General features: G+C 74.4%; 25 protein-coding genes. 18 read left to right on the top strand and 7 right to left on the bottom strand.

From position 1 onward, the window contains the following. Positions 1-360: 360 nt before the first annotated feature. Positions 361-660, bottom strand: coding sequence for a GNAT family N-acetyltransferase (locus ABD223_RS31750; protein ID WP_344040333.1), 300 nt, complete (start codon positions 658-660; stop codon positions 361-363). Between the two features lie 225 nt (positions 661-885). Here ABD223_RS31750 and ABD223_RS31755 point away from each other — a divergent pair, with 225 nt between their 5' ends. The 5 genes from ABD223_RS31755 to ABD223_RS31775 all read left to right on the top strand — a co-directional run bounded on the left by ABD223_RS31755 (position 886) and on the right by ABD223_RS31775 (position 3,760). Continuing rightward, positions 886-1,485 (top strand): superoxide dismutase, encoded by a 600-nt coding sequence (locus ABD223_RS31755; protein WP_344040334.1) that lies wholly within the window; start codon positions 886-888, stop codon positions 1,483-1,485. Next, positions 1,482-1,937, top strand: a complete 456-nt coding sequence (locus ABD223_RS31760) for a transporter substrate-binding domain-containing protein (protein WP_344040335.1) — start codon at positions 1,482-1,484, stop codon at positions 1,935-1,937. Before ABD223_RS31755 ends, ABD223_RS31760 begins: the two co-directional genes overlap by 4 nt. After that, positions 1,934-2,896: a cation diffusion facilitator family transporter gene (locus ABD223_RS31765; protein ID WP_344040336.1), complete on the top strand. Its 963-nt coding sequence runs from the start codon at positions 1,934-1,936 to the stop codon at positions 2,894-2,896. The genes ABD223_RS31760 and ABD223_RS31765 overlap by 4 nt, the downstream gene beginning before the upstream one ends. A gap of 47 nt (positions 2,897-2,943) precedes the next feature. Further along, a complete protein-coding gene (locus ABD223_RS31770; protein WP_344040337.1) occupies positions 2,944-3,198 on the top strand; it encodes a hypothetical protein in 255 nt (84 codons plus the stop codon). Positions 3,199-3,367: 169 nt separating this feature from the next. Next, a complete protein-coding gene (locus ABD223_RS31775) occupies positions 3,368-3,760 on the top strand; it encodes a hypothetical protein (RefSeq protein WP_344040338.1) in 393 nt (130 codons plus the stop codon). Between the two features lie 121 nt (positions 3,761-3,881). On the opposite strand, the gene ABD223_RS31780 is transcribed toward ABD223_RS31775, so the two are convergent. From ABD223_RS31780 to ABD223_RS31790, 3 genes are all read right to left on the bottom strand, one after another. Beyond that, complete coding sequence (locus tag ABD223_RS31780; RefSeq protein WP_344040340.1) at positions 3,882-4,010, bottom strand: hypothetical protein; 129 nt, start codon at positions 4,008-4,010, stop codon at positions 3,882-3,884. 82 nt (positions 4,011-4,092) lie between these two features. After that, positions 4,093-5,316: an SGNH/GDSL hydrolase family protein gene (locus tag ABD223_RS31785; RefSeq protein ID WP_344040341.1), complete on the bottom strand. Its 1,224-nt coding sequence runs from the start codon at positions 5,314-5,316 to the stop codon at positions 4,093-4,095. A gap of 115 nt (positions 5,317-5,431) precedes the next feature. After that, the gene (locus ABD223_RS31790) at positions 5,432-6,415 is read right to left on the bottom strand and encodes a hypothetical protein (RefSeq protein ID WP_344040342.1); all 984 of its coding nucleotides are present in this window, start codon (positions 6,413-6,415) and stop codon (positions 5,432-5,434) included. A gap of 52 nt (positions 6,416-6,467) precedes the next feature. Here ABD223_RS31790 and ABD223_RS31795 point away from each other — a divergent pair, with 52 nt between their 5' ends. Further along, entirely contained in the window at positions 6,468-7,109 is a 642-nt protein-coding gene (locus ABD223_RS31795) for a TVP38/TMEM64 family protein (protein ID WP_344040344.1), read from the top strand. On the opposite strand, the gene ABD223_RS31800 is transcribed toward ABD223_RS31795, so the two are convergent. After that, positions 7,093-7,884: an alpha/beta hydrolase gene (locus tag ABD223_RS31800; RefSeq protein WP_344040345.1), complete on the bottom strand. Its 792-nt coding sequence runs from the start codon at positions 7,882-7,884 to the stop codon at positions 7,093-7,095. The genes ABD223_RS31795 and ABD223_RS31800 overlap by 17 nt on opposite strands. A 6-nt stretch (positions 7,885-7,890) precedes the next feature. Here ABD223_RS31800 and ABD223_RS31805 point away from each other — a divergent pair, with 6 nt between their 5' ends. From ABD223_RS31805 to ABD223_RS31855, 11 genes are all read left to right on the top strand, one after another. Further along, positions 7,891-8,892 carry an aminoglycoside phosphotransferase family protein gene (locus ABD223_RS31805; protein WP_344040436.1) on the top strand — a complete coding sequence of 334 codons (1,002 nt, stop codon included), beginning with the start codon at positions 7,891-7,893 and terminating at the stop codon, positions 8,890-8,892. 9 nt (positions 8,893-8,901) lie between these two features. Continuing rightward, positions 8,902-10,236 (top strand): sensor histidine kinase, encoded by a 1,335-nt coding sequence (locus tag ABD223_RS31810; protein WP_344040346.1) that lies wholly within the window; start codon positions 8,902-8,904, stop codon positions 10,234-10,236. A gap of 2 nt (positions 10,237-10,238) precedes the next feature. Next, entirely contained in the window at positions 10,239-10,919 is a 681-nt protein-coding gene (locus ABD223_RS31815) for a response regulator (protein ID WP_344040347.1), read from the top strand. A 74-nt stretch (positions 10,920-10,993) separates the two neighbouring features. After that, positions 10,994-11,875, top strand: a complete 882-nt coding sequence (locus ABD223_RS31820; protein WP_344040348.1) for an ABC transporter ATP-binding protein — start codon at positions 10,994-10,996, stop codon at positions 11,873-11,875. Beyond that, a complete protein-coding gene (locus ABD223_RS31825; protein WP_344040349.1) occupies positions 11,872-12,957 on the top strand; it encodes an ABC transporter permease in 1,086 nt (361 codons plus the stop codon). Before ABD223_RS31820 ends, ABD223_RS31825 begins: the two co-directional genes overlap by 4 nt. A gap of 84 nt (positions 12,958-13,041) precedes the next feature. Beyond that, positions 13,042-14,625: an ABC transporter substrate-binding protein gene (locus tag ABD223_RS31830; RefSeq protein ID WP_344040350.1), complete on the top strand. Its 1,584-nt coding sequence runs from the start codon at positions 13,042-13,044 to the stop codon at positions 14,623-14,625. After that, entirely contained in the window at positions 14,619-15,617 is a 999-nt protein-coding gene (locus ABD223_RS31835; RefSeq protein WP_344040351.1) for an ABC transporter permease, read from the top strand. Before ABD223_RS31830 ends, ABD223_RS31835 begins: the two co-directional genes overlap by 7 nt. Continuing rightward, a complete protein-coding gene (locus tag ABD223_RS31840) occupies positions 15,614-16,450 on the top strand; it encodes an ABC transporter permease (RefSeq protein ID WP_344040352.1) in 837 nt (278 codons plus the stop codon). Before ABD223_RS31835 ends, ABD223_RS31840 begins: the two co-directional genes overlap by 4 nt. Further along, the gene (locus ABD223_RS31845) at positions 16,447-17,247 is read left to right on the top strand and encodes an ATP-binding cassette domain-containing protein (protein ID WP_344040353.1); all 801 of its coding nucleotides are present in this window, start codon (positions 16,447-16,449) and stop codon (positions 17,245-17,247) included. The genes ABD223_RS31840 and ABD223_RS31845 overlap by 4 nt, the downstream gene beginning before the upstream one ends. Continuing rightward, a complete protein-coding gene (locus ABD223_RS31850) occupies positions 17,244-17,888 on the top strand; it encodes an ABC transporter ATP-binding protein (protein ID WP_344040354.1) in 645 nt (214 codons plus the stop codon). The genes ABD223_RS31845 and ABD223_RS31850 overlap by 4 nt, the downstream gene beginning before the upstream one ends. 304 nt (positions 17,889-18,192) lie before the next feature. Continuing rightward, positions 18,193-19,377 carry a sensor histidine kinase gene (locus ABD223_RS31855; protein WP_344040355.1) on the top strand — a complete coding sequence of 395 codons (1,185 nt, stop codon included), beginning with the start codon at positions 18,193-18,195 and terminating at the stop codon, positions 19,375-19,377. Here ABD223_RS31855 and ABD223_RS31860 read toward each other — a convergent pair. Next, positions 19,368-20,525, bottom strand: a complete 1,158-nt coding sequence (locus tag ABD223_RS31860; protein ID WP_344040356.1) for a glycosyltransferase — start codon at positions 20,523-20,525, stop codon at positions 19,368-19,370. The genes ABD223_RS31855 and ABD223_RS31860 overlap by 10 nt on opposite strands. A gap of 60 nt (positions 20,526-20,585) precedes the next feature. After that, positions 20,586-21,041: a MarR family winged helix-turn-helix transcriptional regulator gene (locus ABD223_RS31865; protein WP_344040357.1), complete on the bottom strand. Its 456-nt coding sequence runs from the start codon at positions 21,039-21,041 to the stop codon at positions 20,586-20,588. Positions 21,042-21,115: 74 nt separating this feature from the next. Between ABD223_RS31865 and ABD223_RS31870 the strand changes: the two genes are divergently transcribed. Next, the gene (locus tag ABD223_RS31870; protein ID WP_344040358.1) at positions 21,116-23,134 is read left to right on the top strand and encodes an MMPL family transporter; all 2,019 of its coding nucleotides are present in this window, start codon (positions 21,116-21,118) and stop codon (positions 23,132-23,134) included. The last annotated feature ends 31 nt before the right edge of the window (positions 23,135-23,165 follow it).

The following is a 23,165-nucleotide window of genomic DNA, read 5'->3' on the forward strand; positions in this document are numbered from 1 at the left end:
CGTCAGGCCTCGGGGCGCGACACCGCGAGGCTGGTGAGCAGCCGCTCCAGGGTGATGGCCCCGGCGACCGGCCTCGTCCACCACGACGAGGCCCGGCAACCGGTTCACCGCCATCACCCGCCATGCGCACGACACGGAGTCGTCGACGGTCACCGTCGGCACGTCGGCGGCGATGTCGGACGCTCGCATGGCTCCGTTCCGCGGGGCTCGGTGGTGGACCGGTCGGAGCACGGCGAAGGCGTTCACGGCTCCCCCTCCCACTGCGCTCTGGGCTTTCGGACACCGACAGTGTGGTCGGCGCCCGCGGCCGTCACCATCGGGTGCGACACCCATCCGGGGTGGGGGAGACCGTGCACGTCGTCAGCCGGCGGTCTCCGACCGGCGGTAGACGACGTCGGCGTACTCGGGGTGGCGGGCGATGTAGCTCGCGATGAACGGGCACTGCGGCAGCACCGGCAGCTGCCACTCGCGGGCCTGGTCCAGCACGGCCTTGGCGAGGGCGCTGCCCACGCCCTTGCCCTCGAACGCCGGGTCGACCTCGGTGTGGGTGTACGCGATCAGCCCCGCGGTCCGCAGGTACTCGACCCGTCCGGCCGGCACCCCGTCCACGAGGGCGGCGAAGTGCTTCTCTTCGGGTACGTCGTGCACCTCGATGGCCATGCGTTCCTCCTGGTCGGCGAACCCGGAACGTAGCACCGCTCCTCTTCGCCGAACGACGACCCGCCCGGTCGGAGGCCCCGGGGAACCGCGGGCGCCGGAGAACAGCCGGGGAACCCGCGGGCGCCGGCTCCCTCGCCGCAGGGCGCGACGACGTTTTCACGGGGAGTGACGAGGGTAGCCGACCGGTGACCACAACGGCGCAGTCGAAGGGGAACCGTCATGCGCATGGGCATCGTCCTGGTGGCCGCGCTCTGCACCACCGTGGGCTGCGGCGGGTCGGGCACCGACGCCGCCGGGCCGGAATCGACCGCCACCTCGGAGTCCGCGGTCACCAACCGGCAGGTGGGGGTGCTCGCCGAGGTCTCCGAGGCCGACACCGCCTTCACCTACGACACCACCGCCGCGCCGCCCGGCGCCCAGCTGGAGCTGGAGGTGTTCGAGGGCGACGGCACGACGACCGTGCGCCTGACCGCCTCGCAGCTCCAGCCCGACCGCGGTTACGCCGCGCACGCCCACACCGACCCGTGCGGCAAGACCGGCGCGGACGCCGGACCGCACTACCAGCACGAGCAGGACCCCGGCGCGACGCCGGACCAGCCGTCGACCGACCCGGCCTACGCCAACCCGCAGAACGAGGTCTGGCTCGACCTGGCCACCGACGGCGAGGGCAACGGCACGGCGGAGACCACGGTGCCGTTCGACTTCGGCGACCGCGTGCCCGCCTCGGTCGTGCTGCACGAGATGCCGACCACGGCCACCGAACCGGGCAAGGCCGGCACCGCGGGCGGCCGGGTCGCCTGCTTCACCGCCCCGTTCCGCGGATGAGGTGGCTGCCCCTCCTCGTGCTGGTCCTGGTGGTGTCGGGCTGCGGGTTGCCGCGTGACGTGGACGGCTCCCTGGAGCGCGTCCGGGGCGGTGCGCTGCGCGCCGGCGTCACCGACAACCCGCCGTGGACCGAGGTCGGGGACGGCGAGCCGGCGGGGGCGGAGGTGGAGCTGGTGGAGCGGTTCGCGGCCGGCCTGGGCACCCGCGTCGAGTGGCGGCGGGGCTCGGAGTCGGCGCTGGTGACCGCGCTGGGCAACGGCGAGTTGGACCTCGTGGTCGGTGGTTTCGAGGAGCAGTCGCCCTGGATCGAGCAGGCGTCGCTGACCCACCCGTACGCGGACGGGCACGTGTGGGCGTTGCCGCTGGGGGAGAACGCGTGGCAGGTCGAGGTGGAGCGGTTCCTGCTGGCCCTGCCGGAGGGCGAGGTCGACCGGCTGACGGGCCGCCCGTGAGGGTGCGGGACAGGTTCGAGCTGCCGCCGGACAAGGCGGCGCTGCACCGGCGGGCGGTGCGGCTGGAGTGGTGGACGATCGCGTTCTTCGCGGCGGCCGTCGCGTTGCTGGCGGTCACCCTGGGCCAGTCGCAGGCGATGAAGGCCGCCTGGATCGAGGACATGCTGGGGCTGGTGCCGCCCGCCGCGTTCCTGATCGCCGCCCGGTACCGCGACCGGCCGCCCGACGCGCGGTTCCCCTACGGCTACCACCGGTCGGTGAGCGTGGCGTTCCTGGCGGGCTCGGTGGCGCTGCTGGGCCTGGGCGGCTACGTCGTGCACGACTCGCTGACGCGGCTGCTGGCGGGCGAGCGGGCGCCGATCGGCCTGGTCGAGGTGCTCGGCGTCCAGGTGTGGCTGGGCTGGGTGATGATCGCGGTGCTGCTGGTCACCATGGCGCCCGCGATCCTGCTGGGCCGGATCAAGCTGAAGATCGCCCGGCAGCTGCACGACAAGGTGCTGTACGCGGACGCGGAGATGAACCGCGCCGACTGGCTCACGGCCGGGGCCGCGGTGCTGGGCGTGCTCGGCATCGGGTTCGGCCTGTGGTGGGCCGACGCGGCGGCCGCGCTGGTCATCGGCGGCGACATCGTCCGCGACGGGGTGAAGACCACGCGGAGCGCGGTGGCGAACCTGATGGACAGCCGCCCCCAGGTGGTCGGCGGCCGCGAGCCGCACCCGCTGCCGGGCCGGCTGCTGGCCGCCGTGCTCGACCACGACTGGGTGGCCGACGCGTGGCTGCGCGTCCGCGAGGAGGGCCACGTGTTCGTCGGCGAGCTGCTGGTCGTGCCGACGGGCGAGGACGGCCTCCTGGAGCGCCTGGAGGACCTGGGCAGGTGGGCCCGGGACTTCGACTGGCGCGTGCACGACCTGGTCGTCGTGCCGGTCACCCGCATCGAGCGCGGTCCCGCCGAGGGCTGAGCGCCCGCCCGCGCGGGTCTTTCGGGACTTTTCGGACATCAGTCGGTGTGATCTGCATCACCCTTACCTTCGGTAGTCCGCAACCGGTCCGGGTTCACCTGTTCGCCGCGTTTCAGCGTCCCTTCGTCACCCAGCGCGCAGGCGTGTGGTCCCGCATCCGTGCGGTCATTCGCCGCAACGTGCGACAACGGTTCGACCTGCCGGGCGGATGCGAGCCCCGCTCTGCATCGCGCATCACCCTTCCGGTCGCGTTTGAACACAACGCGGTGGAGACGTCCGTGAAGAGCATAGGTGAGCCATGAAAAGTTCCGAGCGATAGTCGTGTGTGAATGGGTCCGACGAAAGGAGCAATTCACCGGACTCTTTTCGGCTGGTCACCCGAAAGGACGCGTGCGCACCTTTTCCCGGCTCTGCTTACATTTGGTCAGCGCCGATCGGCGCAGCCAGGAACTGCGAAACTAGGAGCCCAAGTTGTTGAAGCGTCTCGTCTCGGGTGCCGCTCTCACCGCTCTCACCGGCGCCCTGCTCTTCGGAGGTTCGGGCGCGGCCCAGGCGACCACCACGCCTGACGTGGAGTGCCTGAACAACCCGATCGGCCTGATCAACCTCGTTGTGTGCGACGTGGACGTCAACCTGGACCTGCTGCCGGACGCCATCATCACCTTCGGCGACATCCTGAGCGGCAACAAGGTGCTCAACGGGGCTGAGCTGACCCTGCTGGAGGCCGAGCTCGAGAACATCCTGAAGGACGTCGACATCGCGAACAACCTGGTCTTCAAGGAGGCCCTGGTCGAGGCCCTCAACAACCTGGACCTGATCGACGACATCGACGTCTCCAAGATCCTGGTCAACATCCTCGGCTGATGACCGGTCTCCGGTAAACGGCCGATCCGGCCGCGTGGGCAAACCCTGCGGGGCATCTGCGATCCAGGTGCCCCGCAGGGTTTCACCCATTTCTCTAAAAGGCTGTATTCATTTTTCTCCGCTACCGGGCGAACACCGGGGCCACGCAGAGCAGGGCGATCACCGCGACGAGCAGCGGGGTGGTCGACCGCGCCGCCCGCCGATCCGCCCCGGGGTGCGCCGGGGGCGGATCGGGGTGCGCCGGGGTCACCCGTCCCGCGCCGTCGACCTCCGAACCGGTCGCGTCGCCCGCGTTCGGGGCGCCGGCCGCGGCGCTGTCGGTCGGAGCGGTGTCAGCGCCTCCCGAGCAGCGCGTGCAGGTCCACCGCGTTCGCCATGGCCTCGGTGCCCGCGTCGTTGGGGTGCAGGTGGTCACCGCTGTCGTAGGCCGGGTCCAGCGTGGCGGGGTCGCCGGGCGTCGCGGTCGCGGCGGCGAAGTCCACCACGCCGTCGAACTCGCCGGAGGTGCGGATCCAGTCGTTCAGGGTCCGCCAGGTCGCCTCGCGCTCCTCGGTCCAGATGAACGAGCCCTTGAACGGCAGCACCGTGCCGCCGTAGACCTCCACGCCCGCGGCCCGCGCCTGCCCGATCACCTCGCGGTGCCCGGCGATCAGGTCCGCCGCCGACGCGCCGTAGCCGATGTCGTTGACCGCGAGCAGCATGATCACCGCCTTGACGCCGGTCTGCGACAGCACGTCCCGCTCCACCCGCGTCACGCCCGCGACGCCGTAGAACGGCTCGCCCTCCCGGTCGGCGAGCAGCCGGTTGCCGCCCAGGCCCGCGTTCACCACCGACAGCGTCCGGCCCTTCACCGCGTCGAGCCGCCGGGCCAGGAAGTCCGGCCAGCGGCGGTTGGCGTTGCCGGTGGTGCTGGCCGTGTCGGTGATCGAGTCGCCGAACGCCACCACCGTGCCCGCCACCCGCCCGGAAGGCGCCACGTCGACCCCGTTGACCACCATCCAGCACGGCGTGTCCGCGAACCCGCCCGACACCGCGCCGGTCCGGTCGCCCTCGGCCAGGTAGTTGCCCTGGGCGGTGAACGGGTGGTTGGTCAGCGGACCGGTCGCCTCCGGCAGGTACGCGCTGACCAGCAGCGTGGACAGGGCTTTCACGTCCAGGCGCACCGGGTCGCTGAAGACCTCCCGCCCCGGCGGCACGACCACCGCCCGCCGGCCCTGGAACGTCACCGCGCGCAGGGTGCCGGGCACGGCCGCGTCGCCGGCGGCCCGCACCGCGACCGAGGTCCGGCCCACCTCCAGCGGCCGGGTGCCGAACGCGTTGGTCAGCCGCACCCGCACGGACCTCCCGCCCGCGCTGGTGAACACGACGTTGCGCACGGTCTGGTCGGCCAGGCCCCCGCCCGCCGGGCACGAGCTCCAGGGGATCTCGCTGCCGACCACGGGGCTCGCCGCCCACGCGGCCACCCAGCCCCGGCCGTGGGCGGTGGCGGCGGGCTGCACCGCCGCGGTGGCCACGAGCGCCGCGATCACGGCCAGCTTCCCCACGTGTCCTGGCATGTTCGGTCTCCTCGCCGGTCGTCAGTGATGGCGGGGCCGACGGTGGCAGCGCGGAAATTAACCGGTCAAGCAGGCCACGACGAGCGGTGGGAGAGTTGCGCTGAGTGGTACGTGCTTAACGTTCAGTATCACGTAGCGGGAGGTGGGCGAGGGCGTTCGGCAGTCCGACGTGCGGCCAGGTGACCAGCAGGTCGAGGACGCCGTCGGCGGGCGCGTCGAAGACGTACCGGGCATCGGTGACCGTGAACCCCGCGCCGCCGGAGGACTCGCCCGAGTCCGCGGACAGCCGGAACGCCTCCCCGCCGCGGACGACCGCCAACCCGGGGCGGGTCCCGTCCCGCGACCGGCCGGTCGGGTCGGGCGGTGGAGGCGGACCGAGCAGGGTGTCCGCGACCTCGCCCCTGACCACGCCCGTCACGTGCGCCGACAGCAGCCCCGGCTCGACCGCGGCGAGCCGGGTGAGCACGACCACCGCGTGCTCACCGCGGTGCAGCACCAGCGGGGCGGCCACCGCGACCCCGGTCTCGACGGCGACGGGCTCCACCCGGCGGGCTTCCCGGTCCGCGAACCCGGCGGTGGTCGGGACGGCGGCGACGGGCGCGTCCCAGATCGAGGCGGCGCCGCGCTCGACGGTGTCCCGGTCGGGCAGCGGCAGGGTGACCACCGTCTCCGGGAACCCGATCTCCGGCCAGGCGAACACCAGCGACACCTCGTCGAAGGCGGGCGGCAGGAGGTAGGTCCGGTGGTGCTCCGGGCCGAACTCGCCGGTGTGGCGGTCGCCGGTCCGGCTCGACCCCCGCACCGGGTGCGCCCAGTGCGCCCGCCCGGCGCCGTCGAGCACGCCGAGGCGCAGCTCCAGGCCCTCGTCGTGCGCGGGCAGCAGCACGCGCGGCGCGGGCGTGACCGCGCGCCCCTCGCGGACCTCGCGCTGCCGCTGGAGCGCGTCGCGCCGGTCCAGCGGCTGCCGCGCCAGCACGTCGACCTCCAGCCCGGAGGGCCGCGACACCACCCGCACCACGCCGATGCCCAGCTCCGGCCGCCGCACCACCAGCCCGCCCCGGTGCGCCGGGACGCCCAAGACCTCCACCAGGTCCCTCATCACCCCTCCACCATCCCGCAGGGCGATCACCGGGCCAAGTAGTTTGGGCCGGGTGAACGGGCGGTCGTGGGCAGGTGTCGTCCGGCTCGTGCTGCTCGCCGCGCTCGTCGCGCTGTTCGCGGTCGGCGTCGCCACCGGCGTCACGCCCGGCGTCGACGAGGTCCGCGGCTGGGTCGACGCCGCCGGGCCCGCCGCGCCGCTGGTGTTCGTGGCGGTCTGCGCGGCCGGGTCGTCGGTGCTGGTGCCCAAACCGGTGCTGAGCGTGCTCGGCGGCGTGGTGTTCGGGCCGTGGCTCGGCGCCGGCGTCGTGGTGGCGGGCGTGACGCTGGGCGCGCTGGTCGCCTTCGCGCTGTCCCGCGGGCTCGGGCGCGACGCGGCCAGGCCCGCCGAGGGGCGCCTCGCCCGCGTGGACCGACTGCTCGAACGGCGCGGTTTCGCCGCGGTGGTGGCGTTGCGGCTGCTGCCGGTGGTGCCGTTCGGCCTGGTCAACTACACCGCGGGGCTCACCGGCGTGCGGGTCGGCTTGTTCGCGGCCGGCACGGCGCTCGGCGTGGTGCCCGCCACGGTCGTCTACACCACCACCGGCGCGTCGCTGACCACCATGACGACCGGGCAGTGGCTGCTGGCCGGCGCGGCGGTGGCGCTGCCCGCGCTGGTCGGGTTCGCGGTGCTCCGGGTCAGGCGAGCGCGATGACCGCCGCCACCACGTCCGGGCCGTCGAGCAGCACCCGGTCGTTGTGGTCGGCGCCCGGCACCTCCACCGCGCGCCCGCCCGCCGCCGTCGCCACCGCGCGGCTCTGGTCGGGCGGGACGACCGAGTCGGCCGAGCCGTGGACGACGGTGACCGGCGCGGTGGTCGCGGCCGCGTGCTCGGCGGTCGGGAACCGGTCCAGCAGCAGCCACCGCACCGGCAGGAACGGGTAGTGCACCCGGCCCACCGCGGCCAGGTCGGTGAACGGCGAGCGCAGCACCAGCCCGACCGGCGGGTGCGCCACGGCCAGCTCGGCGACCACCGCCGAGCCCAGGCTCTCCCCGAAGTACAGCAGCGGCAGCCCGGTCTCGGCGACCAGGAAGTCGCGGGCGGCCCGGACGTCGAGCGCCAGGCCCGCCTCGGTGGGCGAGCCGGGGTTGCCGCCGAAACCGCGGTAGTCCAGCAGCAGCACCGACAGGCCGCGGGCGGTGAGCGCGGCCGCGAGCGGCGCGCGCATCGACCGGTTGCCCGCGTTGCCCGGCGCGACCAGCACGGCGGCCCGCGCGCCGGGCGCGGGGAAGTACCAGGCGGACAGGCGCAGCCCGTCTGCGGTGCCCAGGGTGACGTCGCGACCGCCGGGCAGCACGTCGGCCGCCGCGGGCAGCGGACCACCCGAGGGCAGGAAGACGAGCTTGCGCTGGAGGGCGAACGCGCTGCCGAGCACCACGACCACGATGATGGCGACCGCGGCGGACCCGAGCAACACGCGCCTGCGCACGTGACCATGATGCGGGCGGGCGCAAACCGGTTGCGGTCGAAGATCGGCAGCGGCGAGGCTGCCCCGGTGGACATGCACGCCGACCAGTTGACGATCACCGCGGCGACGGTTCGCGCGCTGGTGGCCGACCAGTTCCCCGGGTGGCGGGACCTGCCCGTGCGGGCCGTCGCCGCGCACGGGACCGTCAACGCGATCTTCCGCCTCGGCGACGGCCTCGCCGCCCGCTTCCCGCTGCGGCCGGGCGACCCCGGTGAGGTCCGGCGGGAGCTGGCGTCCGAGGCCGACGCCGCCCGGGAGCTGCTGGGCCGCACGCCGTTCCGCACGCCCGAACCGGTCGCGCTGGGCGAACCCGGCGCGGGCTACCCCCTGCCCTGGTCGGTGCAGACCTGGCTGCCCGGCACGCCGGCCACCCCGGACTCGTGCGCCGGGTCGGCCCCGTTCGCGCGCGACCTGGCCGCGTTCGTGCTCGCCGTGCGCGCGATCGGCACCCGCGGCCGGGTGTTCCGCGGCGGGGGCAGGGGAGGGGAGCTGCGGACCCACGACGCGTGGCTGGAGACCTGCTTCGAGCGCGGCGAACACCTCCTGGACGTGCCCCGGCTGCGCCGGCTGTGGGCGGAGCTGCGGCTGCTGCCGCGCGGCGACGCCCCCGACGTGATGAGCCACACCGACCTGATCCCGGGCAACGTGCTCGTCGCCGGCGGGCGGCTGACCGGCGTGATCGACGTCGGCGGGTTCGGGCCGGCCGACCCCGCCCTGGACCTCGTCGGCGCCTGGCACCTGCTCGACGCGGGACCCCGCCGGGTGTTCCGCGACGCCCTCGGCTGCGCCGACGACGAGTGGGCGCGCGGTCGGGCGTGGGCCTTCCAGCAGGCCATGGGCCTCGTCTGGTACTACGCCGCGAGCAACCCGGCGATGAGCGGGCTGGGGCGCCGCACCCTGGCGCGCGTCACGGCCGACGAGCGGGAGCACGGAGCGCTGTCGCCCGGCCACGGTGAGCACATCGATTAGGTTGTCGCCATGGCGACCGCGGATCCCGCCGGCGCGGAACCCCGGTGGGCCGAGTGGCGCCGTCCGGGGCCCACACCGGCCCAGCAACGCCGGGACGTGCTGCTCGCGCTGGGCGTGATGGCCGGGGCGCTCGCGACGACCGTCCTGGTCAACAGCATGGGCGCGTGGGTGCACGGCAGGGCGCCCTCGCTGGGCGAGCAGCTGTTCTGGAGCATCGCGGTCACCGCGCCGCTGGCGGTGCGCCGCCGGTTCCCGCTCGCCGTGCTGCTCGTGGTGGGCGTGCTGTTCATCGCCGCCCAGGCCCGGCAGACCGGCGACAACTTCGTGCCCTCGGTGGCGCTGTTCGTCGCGATCTGCACCTCCGGCGCGTGGGAGCGGAACCGGGTGGTCGCCCGCTGGTCGCGGATCGGCGTCATCGCGGTCATGTTCGCCTGGCTCGGGTTCGGCCTGGTGCGGTTCCTCATCGGACCGCCGCAGGATTACGGCGACGTCGCCGGGCCCCTGGACCCGGTGCTGGCGTCCGTCCTCTACGGACTCGGCTTCAACGTGCTGTTCTTCCTGTCCGCCTACGTGGTCGGCGACACCGCCTGGGTGTCGGCCCGCCGGCAGGTCGAGCTGGAGCACCGCGCCGAGCAGCTGCGCCGCTCCCAGGAGCGGAACACCCGCGGCGCGATCGTCGCCGAGCGCATGCGCATCGCGCGCGACCTGCACGACGTGGTCGCCCACCACGTGTCGGTGATGGGCATCCAGGCGGGCGCCGCGCGGCGCGTGCTCGACACCGACCGGGAGCTGGCCCGCTCGGCGCTGCTGATGGTCGAGCGGACCGCCCGCGACTCGGTCGGCGAGCTGCGCGGGCTGCTGGGCGTGCTGCGGGCCGACCCGGTCGCGGAGGACGCGCCGGACGGCGAGCTGGCCGCCCTGGAGCGGCTGCCCGAGCTGGTGGCCACGGCGCGGTCGGCGGGCCTGGAGGTGGCGCACAGCACCCACGGCGAGCCCCGCCCCGTGCCGGACGGCGTCGCGCTGTCGGCCTACCGGGTCGTGCAGGAGGCGCTGACCAACGTGGTCAAGCACGCGGGCGCGCGGCAGGTCGACGTCCGCGTCCGCTACCTCGACCGCGCGCTGGAGGTCGAGATCGCCGACGACGGGCGCGGACCCGTGCCCGCGTCCGTGCCGGCGCCCGGCGAGGAGGGCGGCGAGGAGCACGGCAGGACCGGCGGCTTCGGCCTGCTGGGCATGGGAGAGCGCGTCGCGGTCCACGGCGGGCGGCTCGAAGCCGGTCCCCGCAAGGGCAAGGGCTACCTGGTGCGCGCGACCCTGCCGACCACCACCACCGAGGAGGGGTAACAGTGACCGACCTGCCGCTGCGCGTCGTGCTCGCCGACGACCAGGACCTGGTCCGCGCCGGGTTCCGGGTCATCCTCGGGACGGAGGACGGCATCGAGGTCGTCGGCGAGGCGGGCGACGGCGCGCGGGCCGTCGAGCTGGTGGAGCTGCTGCGGCCCGACGTGGTGCTCATGGACGTCCAGATGCCGCGCGTGGACGGGCTGGAGGCCACCCGGCGCGTCCTGGGCGCGCCCGGCAACACGACCAAGGTCGTCATCCTGACCACGTTCGACCGCGAGGACTACCTGTTCGAGGCGCTGCGGGCGGGCGCGAGCGGGTTCCTGCTCAAGAACGCCTCGCCGGAGGACCTGGTGGAGTCCGTCCGGATCGTGGCCCGCGGCGACGCGCTGCTCTCGCCCGAGGTGACCCGCCGCGTCATCGCGGAGTTCCACGGTCGGGACAGGCCGGGCCCCGTGGCGGCGCACCGGCCGCCCGCGCTGACCGACCGCGAGTACGAGGTGCTGGTCGAGCTGGCGCGCGGCGCCAGCAACGCCGAGATCGCCCGCACCCTGCACCTGGGCGAGACCACGGTCAAGACCCACGTGTCCCGCGTGCTCGGCAAGCTCGACCTGCGCGACCGCACGCACGCCGTGGTGTTCGCCTACGAGCACGGCATCGTCCAGCCCGGCGACGGCCGCGGGTAGGCCGCGAGGAGGACCCCGGGGGTGGGTCCGGCGGAGGACGCCGGGCGGGTGCGGCGCGGCATAGCCTCGTCGTCGTGTTGACTCTGACGGCGATCAGCCGGAGCTTCGGCGACCACCGGGTGCTCCACGACGTGACGTTCGACGTCCGCCCCGGGCGGATGACCGGCTTCCTCGGCGCGAACGGCTCGGGCAAGACCACGACCATGCGGATCGTGCTGGGCGTGCTGGCGCCGCACGGCGGCGAGGTGGCCTGGAACGGGCGACCGCTCACCGCCGGGACGCGGCCCTCGTTCGGCTACATGCCCGAGGAGCGCGGCCTGTACCCGAAGATGGCGGTGGCCGACCAGCTCTCGTGGCTCGGCAGGCTGCACGGCCTGGACCGGCCCACCGCCCGCGCCAACACCGAGCGCCTGCTCGACCGGCTCGACCTCGCCGAGCGCGCGGGCGACCAGCTGGAGGCGCTGTCGCTGGGCAACCAGCAGCGCGTGCAGATCGCCGCCGCGCTGGTGCACGACCCCGAGGTGCTGGTGCTGGACGAGCCGTTCTCCGGCCTGGACCCGATCGCGGTGGAGGTGGTGCTCGGCGTGCTGCGCGAGCGGGCCGCCGCGGGCGTGCCGGTGCTGTTCTCCAGCCACCAGCTCGCGCTGGTCGAGCAGCTGTGCGACGACGTGGTCATCATCTCCGGCGGCCGGGTGACCGCGAGCGGCACGCGCGAGGAGCTGCGCGAGCGGTACGGGGCGAAGCGCCACGAGCTGGTCGTGTCGTCCGACGCGGGCTGGGTGCGCGACCTGCCGGGCGTCCGCGTGGTCGAGCTGGACGGTCCGCGGGCGGTGTTCGAGCTGGACGCCGGCGGCGACGACCAGGCCGTGCTGCGCGCGGCCCTGGAGCGCGGCGCGGTCCGCGCCTTCAGCCCGGTGGTCCCGACGCTCGACGAGATCTTCAAGGAGGCGATGTGAGCGTGTCGTTCACCGCGGCGGCCCGGTTGGTCGCCGAGCGCGAGGTCAAGGTCCTCGTGCGCACCAAGGGTTTCTGGATCGGCTTCGCCGTGGTGGTGGTCGGGCTGTTCGCGTTCACCGTGCTGCCGAACGCGTTCGGCGGCGGCGCCACGCCGGTGGCCGTGGTCGGGTCGCAGGCGGCCGACGCCTTCGGCAGCAGCGAGGACTTCGACGTCCGCCAGGTCGACGACGTCGCCGCGGCGGAGGAGCTGGTGCGCACCGAGGAGGTGGAGGCCGCGATCGTGCCGGACACCACCGGCGAGTCGGCCACCGGCGTGCGCGTGGTCGCCCTGGTCGAACCGCCGGGCGAGGTGGTGTCCGCGCTGGCCACCGCGCCGCCGGTGGACCTGCTGGAGCCCGCCGAGGTGCACCCGCAGGAGCGGTTCGCCGTCATCCTGGTGTTCGCCCTGGTGTTCATGATGTTCGGGATGGGCGGCGCGGCCATCGCGCAGAGCACCGTCACCGAGAAGCAGACCCGGATCGTGGAGATCCTGGTGTCCGCCGTCCCGGTGCGGGCCATGCTGGCGGGCAAGATCGCCGGGCACACCCTGCTGACCATCGCGCAGGTGGTGGTGCTCGCCCTGGTCACGCCCATCGCCCTGCGCCTGGGCGGTGAGTCCGAGCTGCTGGCGGTCGTCGCGCCGGCCCTGGGCTGGTTCGTGCCGTTCCTGGTGCTGGGGTTCGTGCTGCTGGCCTCGATGTGGGCGGTGGCGGGCTCGATGGTCAGCCGCCAGGAGGACCTGGGTTCCAGCATGGGCCTGGTGATGATGCTGGTGATGGGCCCCTACTTCGCGGTGATGTTCTTCTCCGACAACGCGGCGGTGATGGGCGTGCTGTCCTACGTCCCGTTCTCCGCGCCCGTCGCCATGCCGGTGCGGCTGTTCGCCGGTCAGGCGCAGGCGTGGGAGGCGCTGCTCTCGCTGGGCGTGCTGGCCTGCTCGGTGGCGGTGATCCTGCTGCTGGCCGCCCGGCTCTACGAGGGGTCGCTGATGCGCACGGGCGGCAAGGTCGCGCTGTCCAAGGCGTGGGCCCGCCAGGACTGATCCTGTGATGTGACTCTCAGGTGGCTCAGTTGCCCCTCTCTGCTTGTTACGAATACCTCGCAACAGCATGAGAGGGGCAAGTGGGTGCGTGGGATCACCAGGCGGCTGACCGCCGTCGTGCTCGTCGCGGCGACTGCGGCGACGGCCTGTTCGAGCGGCGCCGAGACCGGCGGCCCGGCGCCGACCGAGCTGCGGCTGGCCATCGGCGGCGAGTCCGAGGACGGCTACGACCCGACGCTGGGCTGGGGCCGCTACGGCAACCCGCTGTTCCAGTCCACCCTGCTCACCCGCGACGCCGACCTCGGCATCGCCAACGACCTGGCCACCGGCCACTCGGTGAGCCTCGACGGTCTGGTGTGGACGGTGGACGTCCGCGCCGACGCCAGGTTCACCGACGGGCGGCCGGTCACCGCGCGCGACGTCGCCTACACCTTCACCACGGCCGCCAAGAGCGGCGGCCTCACCGACGTCACCGTCCTCAAGGAGGCCGTGGCCGTCGACGACGACACCGTGGAGCTGCGCCTGAGCCGGCCGCAGAGCACCTTCGTCAACCGCCTGGTGTCGTTGGGCATCGTGCCCGAGCACGCCCACGGGCCCGACTACGCGCGCGAACCCGTCGGCTCCGGCCCGTTCGTGCTGGAGCAGTGGGACGAGGGGCAGCAGCTCATCGTCCGGCGCAACGACGACTACTACGGCGCGAAGCCCGCCTTCGAGCGCGTCGTGTTCGTCTTCACCGGCGAGGACGCCTCCCTGGCCGCGGCCCGCTCCGGCCAGGTCGACGTGGCCGCGCTGCCCTCCTCGCTGGCCTCCACCCAGATGCCCGGCATGGAGCTGCACCGGGTCGAGTCCGTCGACAACCGCGGCATCATGTTCCCCTACCAGCCCGCCGACGGCCGCACCGACGAGGACGGCAACCCCATCGGCAACGACGTCACCTCCGACCTGGCGGTGCGGCGCGCGGTCAACACCGCCCTGGACCGCGAGGCCCTGGTCGACGGCGTGCTCAACGGGTACGGCCGCCCCGCCACCGGCCCGGTCGACGGCCTGCCCTGGTACGAGCCCGCCACCGCGGTCACCGACAACGACCCCGAGGCCGCGCGCCGCCTGCTCGACGAGGCCGGGTGGCGCGACGCCGACGGCGACGGCACCCGCGAGCGCGACGGCGTGGAGGCCGGGTTCACCCTCCTCTACCCGGCGACCGACTCCCTGCGGCAGGGCCTCGCGCTCGCCGCGGCCGACATGCTCAAGGCCGTCGGCATCGCCGTGACCCCCGAGGGCGAGAGCTGGGAGGTCATCTACACCCGGATGCACGCCGACGCGGTGCTGTTCGGCTGGGGCAGCCACGACCCCACCGAGATGCACAACCTGTACTCGTCGGAGCAGGCGGGCGTGGAGAGCTGGAACCCCGGCTTCTACGCCAACGCCGAGGTCGACGCCGCCCTGGGCGCGGCGATGGCCGCCACCGGCGCCGACGAGGCCATCCCGCACTGGAAGGCCGCCCAGCGCGGGTTCGGCCCGGCGGCCGACGCGGCGTGGGCCTGGCTGGTCAACCTCGACCACACCTACTTCGTCGACTCCTGCCTGGACGTCGGTCCCGCGCAGGTCGAACCGCACGGCCACGGCTGGCCGATCACCTGGGGCATCACCGGCTGGCGCTGGACGTGCTGACCGGCCTGCTGCGCGGCGCCGCCGGGCGGCTGACGCGGTTGGCGCTGCTGCTCGCCGCGGTGGCCGTGGCGTCCTTCGCGCTGATGGTCAACTCGCCGGTCGACCCGGTCGCCGCCTACGTCGGCGCGGACGTGGCGGCGATCGGCCCGGAGCAGCGGGCGCTGATCGCGGAGCGCTGGGGGCTGGACGACCCGGCCCCCGAGCGGTTCCTGTCCTGGTTCGGCAACCTCGTGCGCGGCGACTTCGGCTTCTCGGCCACGTTCAACCAGCCGGTGCTGGACGTCATCGGCGACAAGTTCCTCGCGAGCCTGGCGCTCATGGCGCTGGCCTGGCTGCTGTCCGGCCTGCTGGGCTTCGCGCTCGGCCTGGTCGCGGGCGTGCGCCAGGGCCGCTGGGCCGACCGCGTGATCACCTGGTGGTCCTACGCGCTGGCCTCCGCGCCGACGTTCTGGGTCGGCCTGCTCCTGCTGTACGCCTTCGCGGTGTCGCTGAACTGGGCGCCGGTGTGCTGCGCGGTGCCGATCGGCGTGCCCGCCGCCGAGGTCTCGCTGCTCGACCGGCTGCACCACCTGGCGCTGCCCGCGATCACGCTCAGCGTGGTGGGCGTCGCCCCGGTCGTGCTGCACACGCGGCAGGCCGTGATCGAGGCGATGGGCAGCGACCACGTGGCGTTCGCCAGGGCGCAGGGCGAGCGGGGCCTCGGCCTGGTGCTGCACCGGGTGGTGCGCAACGCCGCCGCACCGGCGCTGCTGCTCCAGTTCGGCTCCCTCGGCGAGCTGTTCGGCGGTTCGGTGCTGGCCGAGCAGGTGTTCTCCTACCCCGGCCTCGGCGCGGCCACCACGACCGCCGCTCTGGGCCAGGACGTGCCCCTGCTGCTGGGCATCGCCCTGTTCACCACGGTCCTCGTGTTCGCGGGCAACGCCATCGGCGACCGCGCGCACGCCGCCGTCGACCCGCGGGCCGCGCTCGCCGACGCCAGGAGTCGCACGTGACCGCCGTCCTGCCGCACCTGGACCGCCGCGGCCGCACCCTCGCCTACCTGGGCGCGTCGGCGCTGCTCGTGCTGGCCGTGGTGGTCGCGGGCACGCTCGCGGAGGACGCCGCGCAGACCACCGGCCTGTCCGCGCGCAACCGGCCGCCGTCGGTCGAGCACTGGTTCGGCACCGACTGGCTGGGCCGGGACGTGCTGGCCCGCGTGCTCGCCGGGCTGCGGCTGAGCCTGGTGGTCGGCACCTCGGCGGCGGCGCTGTCGGCGTTGATCGCGCTCGTGCTGGCCTGCGCGGCGACGGTCGGCGGGCCGAAGGTGGACGCGGTCGTCGGTTGGCTGGTCGACCTGTTCCTGGCGCTGCCGCACCTGGTGCTGCTGATCCTGCTGGCGTTCGCCCTGGGCGGCGGCACGGAGGCGGTGGTCATCGCGGTCGCGGTCACCCACTGGCCGACGCTGACCCGCGTGCTGCGCGGCCAGGCCCGGCAGGTCGTCGGCTCGGACTTCATCACGGTGTCCGCGCAGCTGGGCCGGAGCCCGTGGTGGATCGCGCGGCGGCACGTGGCCGGGCACCTGGTCGGGCAGTTCCTGGTCGGCCTGGTGCTGCTGTTCCCGCACGCGATCCTGCACGAGGCGGCGCTGTCCTTCCTGGGCCTCGGCGTCGACCCGGCCGAGCCGTCGATCGGCGTGCTGCTGGCCGAGTCGATGCGCTTCCTGTCCGCCGGCGCGTGGTGGCTGGCCGTGCTGCCCGGCCTGTGCCTGCTGCTGGTGGTCAAGGCGGTCGACGGGATCGGCGAGAACCTGCGCGCGCTGCTGAACCCGAGGAGCCACCACCTGTGAGCCCGCTGCTGGAAGTCTCCTCGCTGGCCGTGTCGTTCCACCAGTACGAGCGGGGCCTGCGCCGCCGCACGGTGGTCGCGCTGTCCGGGATGGACCTGACCGCCGACCGCGGTGAGCTGGTCGCCCTGGTCGGCGCGAGCGGCGCGGGCAAGAGCCTGCTCGCGCACGCCGTGCTCGGCATGTTGCCGCCCAACGCCGAGGAGAGCGGCGTGGTCCGCCTCGACGGCGTCGAGCTGGACCCGGCGGCCCGCCGCGCGCGGGCCGGGCACGGCGTCGCGCTGCTGCCGCAGGCGGTGACGTTCCTGGACCCGGTGACGCCGGTCGGGCGGCAGGTGCGGCGCTCGGCGGCGCTGGCCCGCAGGCCCGACCCCCGGGTGGCCGCGGCGGTGGCGCTCGCGGACCGGGGGCTGGGGCCCGAGGTGGCGCGCCGGCACCCGCACGAGCTGTCCGGCGGCATGGTCCGGCGCGTGCTGACCGCCATGGCGATGCTGGGCAGCCCCGCGCTGGTGCTCGCGGACGAGCCGACGCCCGGCCTGCCGCCCGAGGCGGTGCGGGCGGTGCTGGCCGAGCTGCGCCGCATCGCCGACGAGGACCGGGCCGTCGTGCTGATCACCCACGACCTGACCGCCGCCCTGGAGGTCGCCGACCGGGTGGTGATCTGCCGGGACGGCCGCACCGTGGACGAGGCGAGCCCGGCGGACTTCCGCGACGACGGCGCGGCGCTGTCCCACCCGTACACCCGCGCGCTGTGGCGGGCCCTGCCCGCCAACGGCTTCCACCTGCCGGAGGACCCGTGACCCTGCTCGCCGAAGACGTCTGGTTCCGCTACGGCAGGCGGGGCCCGTGGGTGGTGCGCGGCGCGTCGCTGACCGTCGCGCCGGGCGAGGTCGTCGGGTTGCACGGGCCCAGCGGCGCGGGCAAGAGCACCCTGGGCAGGGTGCTCGCGGGGCTCGTCCGGCCGCAGCGGGGCCGGGTCGAGGTCGACGGCGCGCCGCCGCGGCCCGACCGCCGCGCCGGGCGGCCGAACCCGGTGCAGGTGGTGCACCAGCACGCCCACCTGGCCATGGACCCGCTGTGGAAGGTGGGCGCGGTGCTCGCCGAGGCGGGCGCGGGGGCGGGGGCGGTCGACCCGGCCCTCGTGCCGCCCGAGCTGCTGGACCGGTTCCCGCACGAGATCAGCGGCGGTGAGGCGCAGCGGGTCAACCTGGCGCGGGCGCTGCTGGCCGGACCGCGGTTCGTGGTCGCCGACGAGATCAGCGCCAGCCTGGACGCCATCACCCAGGCCGGGGTGTGGCGCCTGCTGCTGGCGGAGGTCCGCGCCCGGGGCATCGGCGTGCTGGCCATCTCCCACGACGGGCCGCTGCTGGAGGCCGTGGCCGACCGGGTGCTCGACTTCGCCGACCTCGCCGCCTCACCCGACCGGGTTGTCACTGGATAGTGGTAATCCTGGGCGGGGACCCCCAAAGGTCCACCCGAGGTTGGACGATTGGTCCGTCGCGGGCTGCTTTCCTCGGTGTCGGCCCGAACGGACCAATCGAGGGGGTAATGATGTCGGAAGCACGTTCTGCCGCCGCGGACCGGAGTTCGAGCGGGGCCCCGTCCCCGGAGGAGGACCGCCGTCCCGGCCGGTCGGTGGACCAGGACCCGGAGACGCCCGACCGGCCGCCGGCGCGGCCTCCCCACCTCCCGGGCCCGGGCGTCTGCGCCGAGCACGGCGTGCCGGGGTGCCTGCGCTGCAGGGGATGACGCTCGGTCGTGCCCGATCCGTCCTCGTGGACGCCGTGCTCGCCGCGGTCGCCTGCGCGATGGACCTCACGCTGTACTCCTCCGTGCCGTTGCGGGCGGACGACCCGAGGTTCTGGACCGCGGTGGGGTACCTGGGGCTGGTCTTCGGGGCCCTGCTGGTGCGGCGGCGGCACCCCGCGGCGGCGTTCGCCGTCGTGCTGGTGCTGGCCGTGCTGGTGGAACCGCTGACCGGCCTCCACTTCCGGCCCGCGCTCGTGGTGTACCTCGCGCTGTTCTCCGTCGCGGTGAGCTGCCGGAAGGAGGTCGCGGTCGCCGCGCTGGCGGGCGGGTTGGCGTGCGCCGTCCGGATCGTGTCCAGGACCATCCAGGTCGAGAGCGTCGAAGAACTCGTCGTGGAGGCGTTCGCGGCGGTGTACCTGATGGCCCTGCCCCTGGCCACGTGGGTGGCCGGCCGGTGGGTGCGGACCAGCCGGGAGCACGCGAAGGACCTGGAGGCGCGCCGGGAGCTGGAGGCGCGGCAGGCGGTGGCCGGGGAGCGGGCCCGCATCGCCCGGGAGCTGCACGACGTCGTCTCGCACGCGGTGACCGTGATGGTGCTCCAGGCGGCGGGCGGTCGGCGCGCGCTGCACCGCGATCCGGCGCGGGCCGAGCGGGTGTTCGACACCATCGGGCAGGTGGGTGAGCAGGCGATGGAGGAGCTGCGCCGGATGCTGGCCGTGCTGCGCACCGACGGGCCGGAGGAGCCCCGGTCCGGGGTGGCCGACCTGCCCCGGCTGCTCGACCCGGTCCGCGCGGTCGGCGTCGACGTGGCGCTGCGGGTGGTGGGCGAGCCGAGGGCCGTCGAGCCGGGCGTGGACCTCGCGGTGTACCGGGTGGTGCAGGAGGGGTTGACCAACGTCACCAAGCACGCCGGCGCGGGCGCCCGCGCCGAGGTCCGGCTCACCTGGTCGGGTGACCGGGTGGAGGTCGAGGTGGTCGACGACGGGGGCGAGGGGGAGCCCCGGCGCGACCTGTCCACCGGGCACGGGCTGGCCGGGCTGCGGCAGCGGCTGGCGGTGCTCGGCGGCGACCTCACCGCGGGGGAGTCGCACGGCGGCGGGTTCCGGCTCGCCGCCGTGCTACCGGTCGGGGGCCGGCTCGTGCCGGCGGATCGACCCCCCTCGCGCGTCGTTCAGGCGTAGCGGGGCAGCGTGGCCGCCACCTCGTGCGGCGACGGCATGGCGGCCACCTCGGCGGCGATCGCCCTCGCGGCGTCGCGCACGGCCTCGTCGGCCAGCAGGCGCCGCGCGCCCTCGGCCACCGCCTCGGCGGTGACCTGCTCGCCCAGCAGCTGGTCGCCCAGACCCGCCGCGGTCACCGCGGCGGCGTTGCTGAACTGGTCGGCGCCCTGCGGCAGGACCAGCTGCGGCACGCCCGCGCCGAAGGAGCCCATGGTGGTGCCGCTGCCGCCGTGGTGCACCACGAGGTCCACGTGCGGCAGCAGGTCGGCCTGCGGCACCCAGGGCAGCACGACGACGTTGTCGGGCACCTCGCCGAGCGCGTCGGTCGACACGGTCGGGCCGGCGGCGACCAGCACCCGCGCGCCCAGCGCGGCCAGGCCCGCGATCGCGGCGCGCAGCACCCCGGCGTCGCCGAACGCGGTGCCCAGCGTCAGGTAGACCAGCGGTTCGCGGTGCCCGGTCACCCACGCGGGCAGCTCACCGGGCTCGGCGAAGGGCACCGGCCGCAGCTCGACCCGGTTCGCGGTGGCCAGGAACCCCGGCTCCTGCACCGACGGCGGGCAGACGTCGAGGTACGGGTTGCCCAGCAGCATGGGGTGCTCGTCGGGCACCCGCCCGCCCACCTCCTCGGCCACCTGGCGCATCAGGGCGACGGCGTCGTCGGTCAGGACCTCCTCGCCCACCCACATGCGGCCGAAGCCGTGGCACAGCGCGGGCACGCCGGCCACCTGCGCGGCCAGGCCCGCGCCGATGTTGGCCACCTCGTGCACCACGAGGTCCGGCCGCCGGTCGGCGATGACCGGTGCGAGGTCGGTCGCGAAGGCGCGCGGCATGACGTAGCCGAACATCCTGGCGATCTGCTTCGGGTCGACGTCGTGGGGCCGCGCGTCGCCGAGGGCGGCGGTGGGGGAGGTGGTGGCGGCGGCGAACGCCGCGCCGATGTCCAGGCCGCCGGTGACGTGCTCGACGTCATGCGGCTTTAAGACGTTCGCGAACGTCTCCGAGGTGACGTAGACGACCTCGTGGCCCTGTTCGCGGGCGGCGATCGCCAGGGGGATCAGCGGGTAGGTGTGCCCGTGCGAGCCGAGGCTCGAAAAGAGGATCTTCACTGGTTCGAGCGTACCCAGATTTTTCCACAGCGGGTGAATTGCTGGCGGGTGAGAGCCGGATCACTCGACCAGGCCGGCCCGCACGGACGCGGTCGCCTCGATGCTGGCCGCGAGGAAGCGCGCGACGACCTCCTTCTCGGCGTCGTCGAACCCCTCCCAGGCCTGGGTCAGCGCCTCGTTGAGCGGGGTGAAGAAGGCGCGCCCCAGGTCCAGCGCCTTGTCGTACACACGCAATTCGACCTTACGCCGGTCGTGCGTGCTGCGGGTGCGCTCGACGTGCCCGGACGCCTCCAGCCGGTCCAGCACGGAGGTGGTGGCGGACGCGCTCAGGTGCATCGCCTCGGCCAGCCTGCTCGGCGACATCGGCTCGCCGGTCCACCGCGCGTCCATGATCAACGCCAGCGCGTTGAGGTCGGTGCGGTGCATGCGCTGCCGCTCGCCGAACAGCTCCGCGAACCGGTCGCTCTCGACCGTGAGCTGCCGCAGCAACCTGACCAAGATCGAGTTGTCGACCATGCGCCCTCTCCTTAACATTTCGACGATCGAACCATCCGATCGTCGAACTAAGTTGGTCCGGAGGACATTCTCCCGTGCACGCCACCCGTTCCCGCACCCGCTGGCTGCTCCCCGCCCTCGTCGCGGTCGCCTGGCTCGCCCTCGGTGGCTTCTCCGGCCCCTTCGCGGGCAAGCTCGGCGAGGTCTCGGTCAACGACAACACCGCGTTCCTGCCCGCCTCGGCCGAGGCCACCGAGGTGGCCGAGCGGGTGCGGGCCTTCGACGACGGCCAGGGCCTGCCCGCGGTCGTGGTCGCCGAGCGCGCCTCCGGCCTCACCCAGGCCGACCGCGACTGGCTCGGCGGCCGGGACTGGCCGGGCCGGGCGTCCCCGGTCATCCCGTCCGAGCGGGACGACCAGGCGGCCCAGGTGGTCGTCGCGGTCGACCCGGAGGACCCGGCCGCCGCGGTCGACGAGCTCCGGTCGCTGCTCACCGCGCCGCCCGACGGGCTGACCGTGCTGGTCGCCGGGCCCGCCGCGCAGGTCGCGGACCTGAAGGAGGCGTTCGGCGGCATCGACGGCCTGCTGCTGCTCGTCGCGGGCGCGGTCGTCGCGGTGATCCTGGTGCTGGTCTACCGCAGCCCGCTGCTGCCCTTCGTGGTGCTGCTGTCCGGCGTGTTCGCGCTGGGGCTGGCGAGCCTGGCGGTGTACCTGCTGGCCGACGGCGGCGTGATCGACCTCAACGGCCAGAGCCAGGGCATCCTGTTCATCCTCGTCTTCGGCGCGGCCACCGACTACGCCCTGCTGCTGGTCTCCCGGTTCCGCGAGGAGCTGCGCGACACCGAGGACCGGTACCGGGCCGTCCGGGTCGCCTGGCGCGCCACCATCGAGCCCATCGCCGCGTCCGCGGGCACGGTCGTGCTCGGCGTGCTGTGCCTGCTGTTCAGCGACCTCAACTCCAACAAGGGCCTCGGCCCGGTGGCCGCCATCGGCATCGGCGCGGCGTTCCTGGCGTCGGTGACCTTCCTGCCCGCCGCGCTGGCGCTGCTCGGCCGCACCGCGTTCTGGCCGCTGCGCCCGAAGCTCGGCTCGCCGCACCCCGAGGCGAGCGGCCTGTGGGCGCGGGTGGCCGGCCTCGTCTCCGCCCGGCCGCGCGCCACGTGGGTGGTCACCACCCTGGTGCTGCTGGTCGGCGTGGCCTTCCTGCCGCAGCTCAAGGCGTCCGGCACGGCCCAGTCCGACGTCTTCCTCACCGACGTCGACTCCGTGGCCGGGCAGGAGGTCCTGTCGCGGCACTTCCCCGGCGGCAGCGGCGCGCCCGCGATCGTGCTGGCGAACGCGGACCGGGCGGCGGCCGTCACCGAGGTCGCCGGTGGCGTCGAGGGCGTGTCGGCCGTGCGGCCCGCCGGGGAGGCGCAAGGCCTGGTCCGGATCGACGCCGTGCTGACCGACCCGGCCGACTCCGAGGCGGCGCTGGCCACCGTCGAGCGGCTGCGCGACGCCGTGCGGGCGGTGCCGGGCGCCGACGCGAAGGTCGGCGGGCCCACCGCCACCCAGCTCGACACGCGCGACACCTCCGAGCGCGACCGGCTGGTGATCATCCCGATCGTGCTCCTGGTGATCTTCCTGGTGCTGGCGCTGCTGCTGCGGTCCCTGCTGGCGCCGTTGCTGCTGATCGCCACGGTGGTGCTGTCGTTCGCGGCCACCATGGGCGTGTCCGCGCTGGTGTTCAACGGCCTGTTCGACTTCCCCGGCGCGGACCCCGTCGTGCCGCTGTTCGGGTTCGTGTTCCTGGTCGCGCTGGGCATCGACTACAACATCTTCCTCATGACGCGCGTGCGCGAGGAGGCGGCGGAGCTGGGCACGCGCGAGGGCGTGCTGCGCGGCCTGACCGTGACCGGCGGCGTGATCACCTCGGCGGGGGTGGTGCTCGCGGCGACGTTCTCGGCGCTGGCGGTGCTGCCGATCCTGTTCCTGGCGCAGCTCGCGTTCATCGTCGCCTTCGGCGTGCTGCTGGACACCTTCGTGGTGAGGTCGCTGCTGGTGCCCGCCCTGGTGGTGGACGTGGGGCGGCGCACCTGGTGGCCGTCGGAGCCGGCGAGGGGGAAGGACTAGCCGACGAGCGGGACGCCCCTTCCGCGGGAGA

The organism is Saccharothrix xinjiangensis, assembly GCF_039527585.1.
Classification (GTDB): Bacteria; Actinomycetota; Actinomycetes; order Mycobacteriales; family Pseudonocardiaceae; genus Actinosynnema; species Actinosynnema xinjiangensis.

Excerpts from the sequence above, each read along its gene's own strand:
- ABD223_RS31750 (WP_344040333.1), bottom strand. The coding sequence starts at position 660 with ATGGCCATCGAGGTGCACGACGTACCCGAAGAGAAGCACTTCGCCGCC.
- ABD223_RS31755 (WP_344040334.1), top strand. The coding sequence starts at position 886 with ATGGGCATCGTCCTGGTGGCCGCGCTCTGCACCACCGTGGGCTGCGGC.
- ABD223_RS31760 (WP_344040335.1), top strand. The coding sequence starts at position 1,482 with ATGAGGTGGCTGCCCCTCCTCGTGCTGGTCCTGGTGGTGTCGGGCTGC.
- ABD223_RS31785 (WP_344040341.1), bottom strand. The coding sequence starts at position 5,316 with ATGCCAGGACACGTGGGGAAGCTGGCCGTGATCGCGGCGCTCGTGGCC.
- ABD223_RS31790 (WP_344040342.1), bottom strand. The coding sequence starts at position 6,415 with ATGAGGGACCTGGTGGAGGTCTTGGGCGTCCCGGCGCACCGGGGCGGG.
- ABD223_RS31805 (WP_344040436.1), top strand. The coding sequence starts at position 7,891 with ATGATGCGGGCGGGCGCAAACCGGTTGCGGTCGAAGATCGGCAGCGGC.
- ABD223_RS31810 (WP_344040346.1), top strand. The coding sequence starts at position 8,902 with ATGGCGACCGCGGATCCCGCCGGCGCGGAACCCCGGTGGGCCGAGTGG.
- ABD223_RS31855 (WP_344040355.1), top strand. The coding sequence starts at position 18,193 with ATGACGCTCGGTCGTGCCCGATCCGTCCTCGTGGACGCCGTGCTCGCC.
- ABD223_RS31865 (WP_344040357.1), bottom strand. The coding sequence starts at position 21,041 with ATGGTCGACAACTCGATCTTGGTCAGGTTGCTGCGGCAGCTCACGGTC.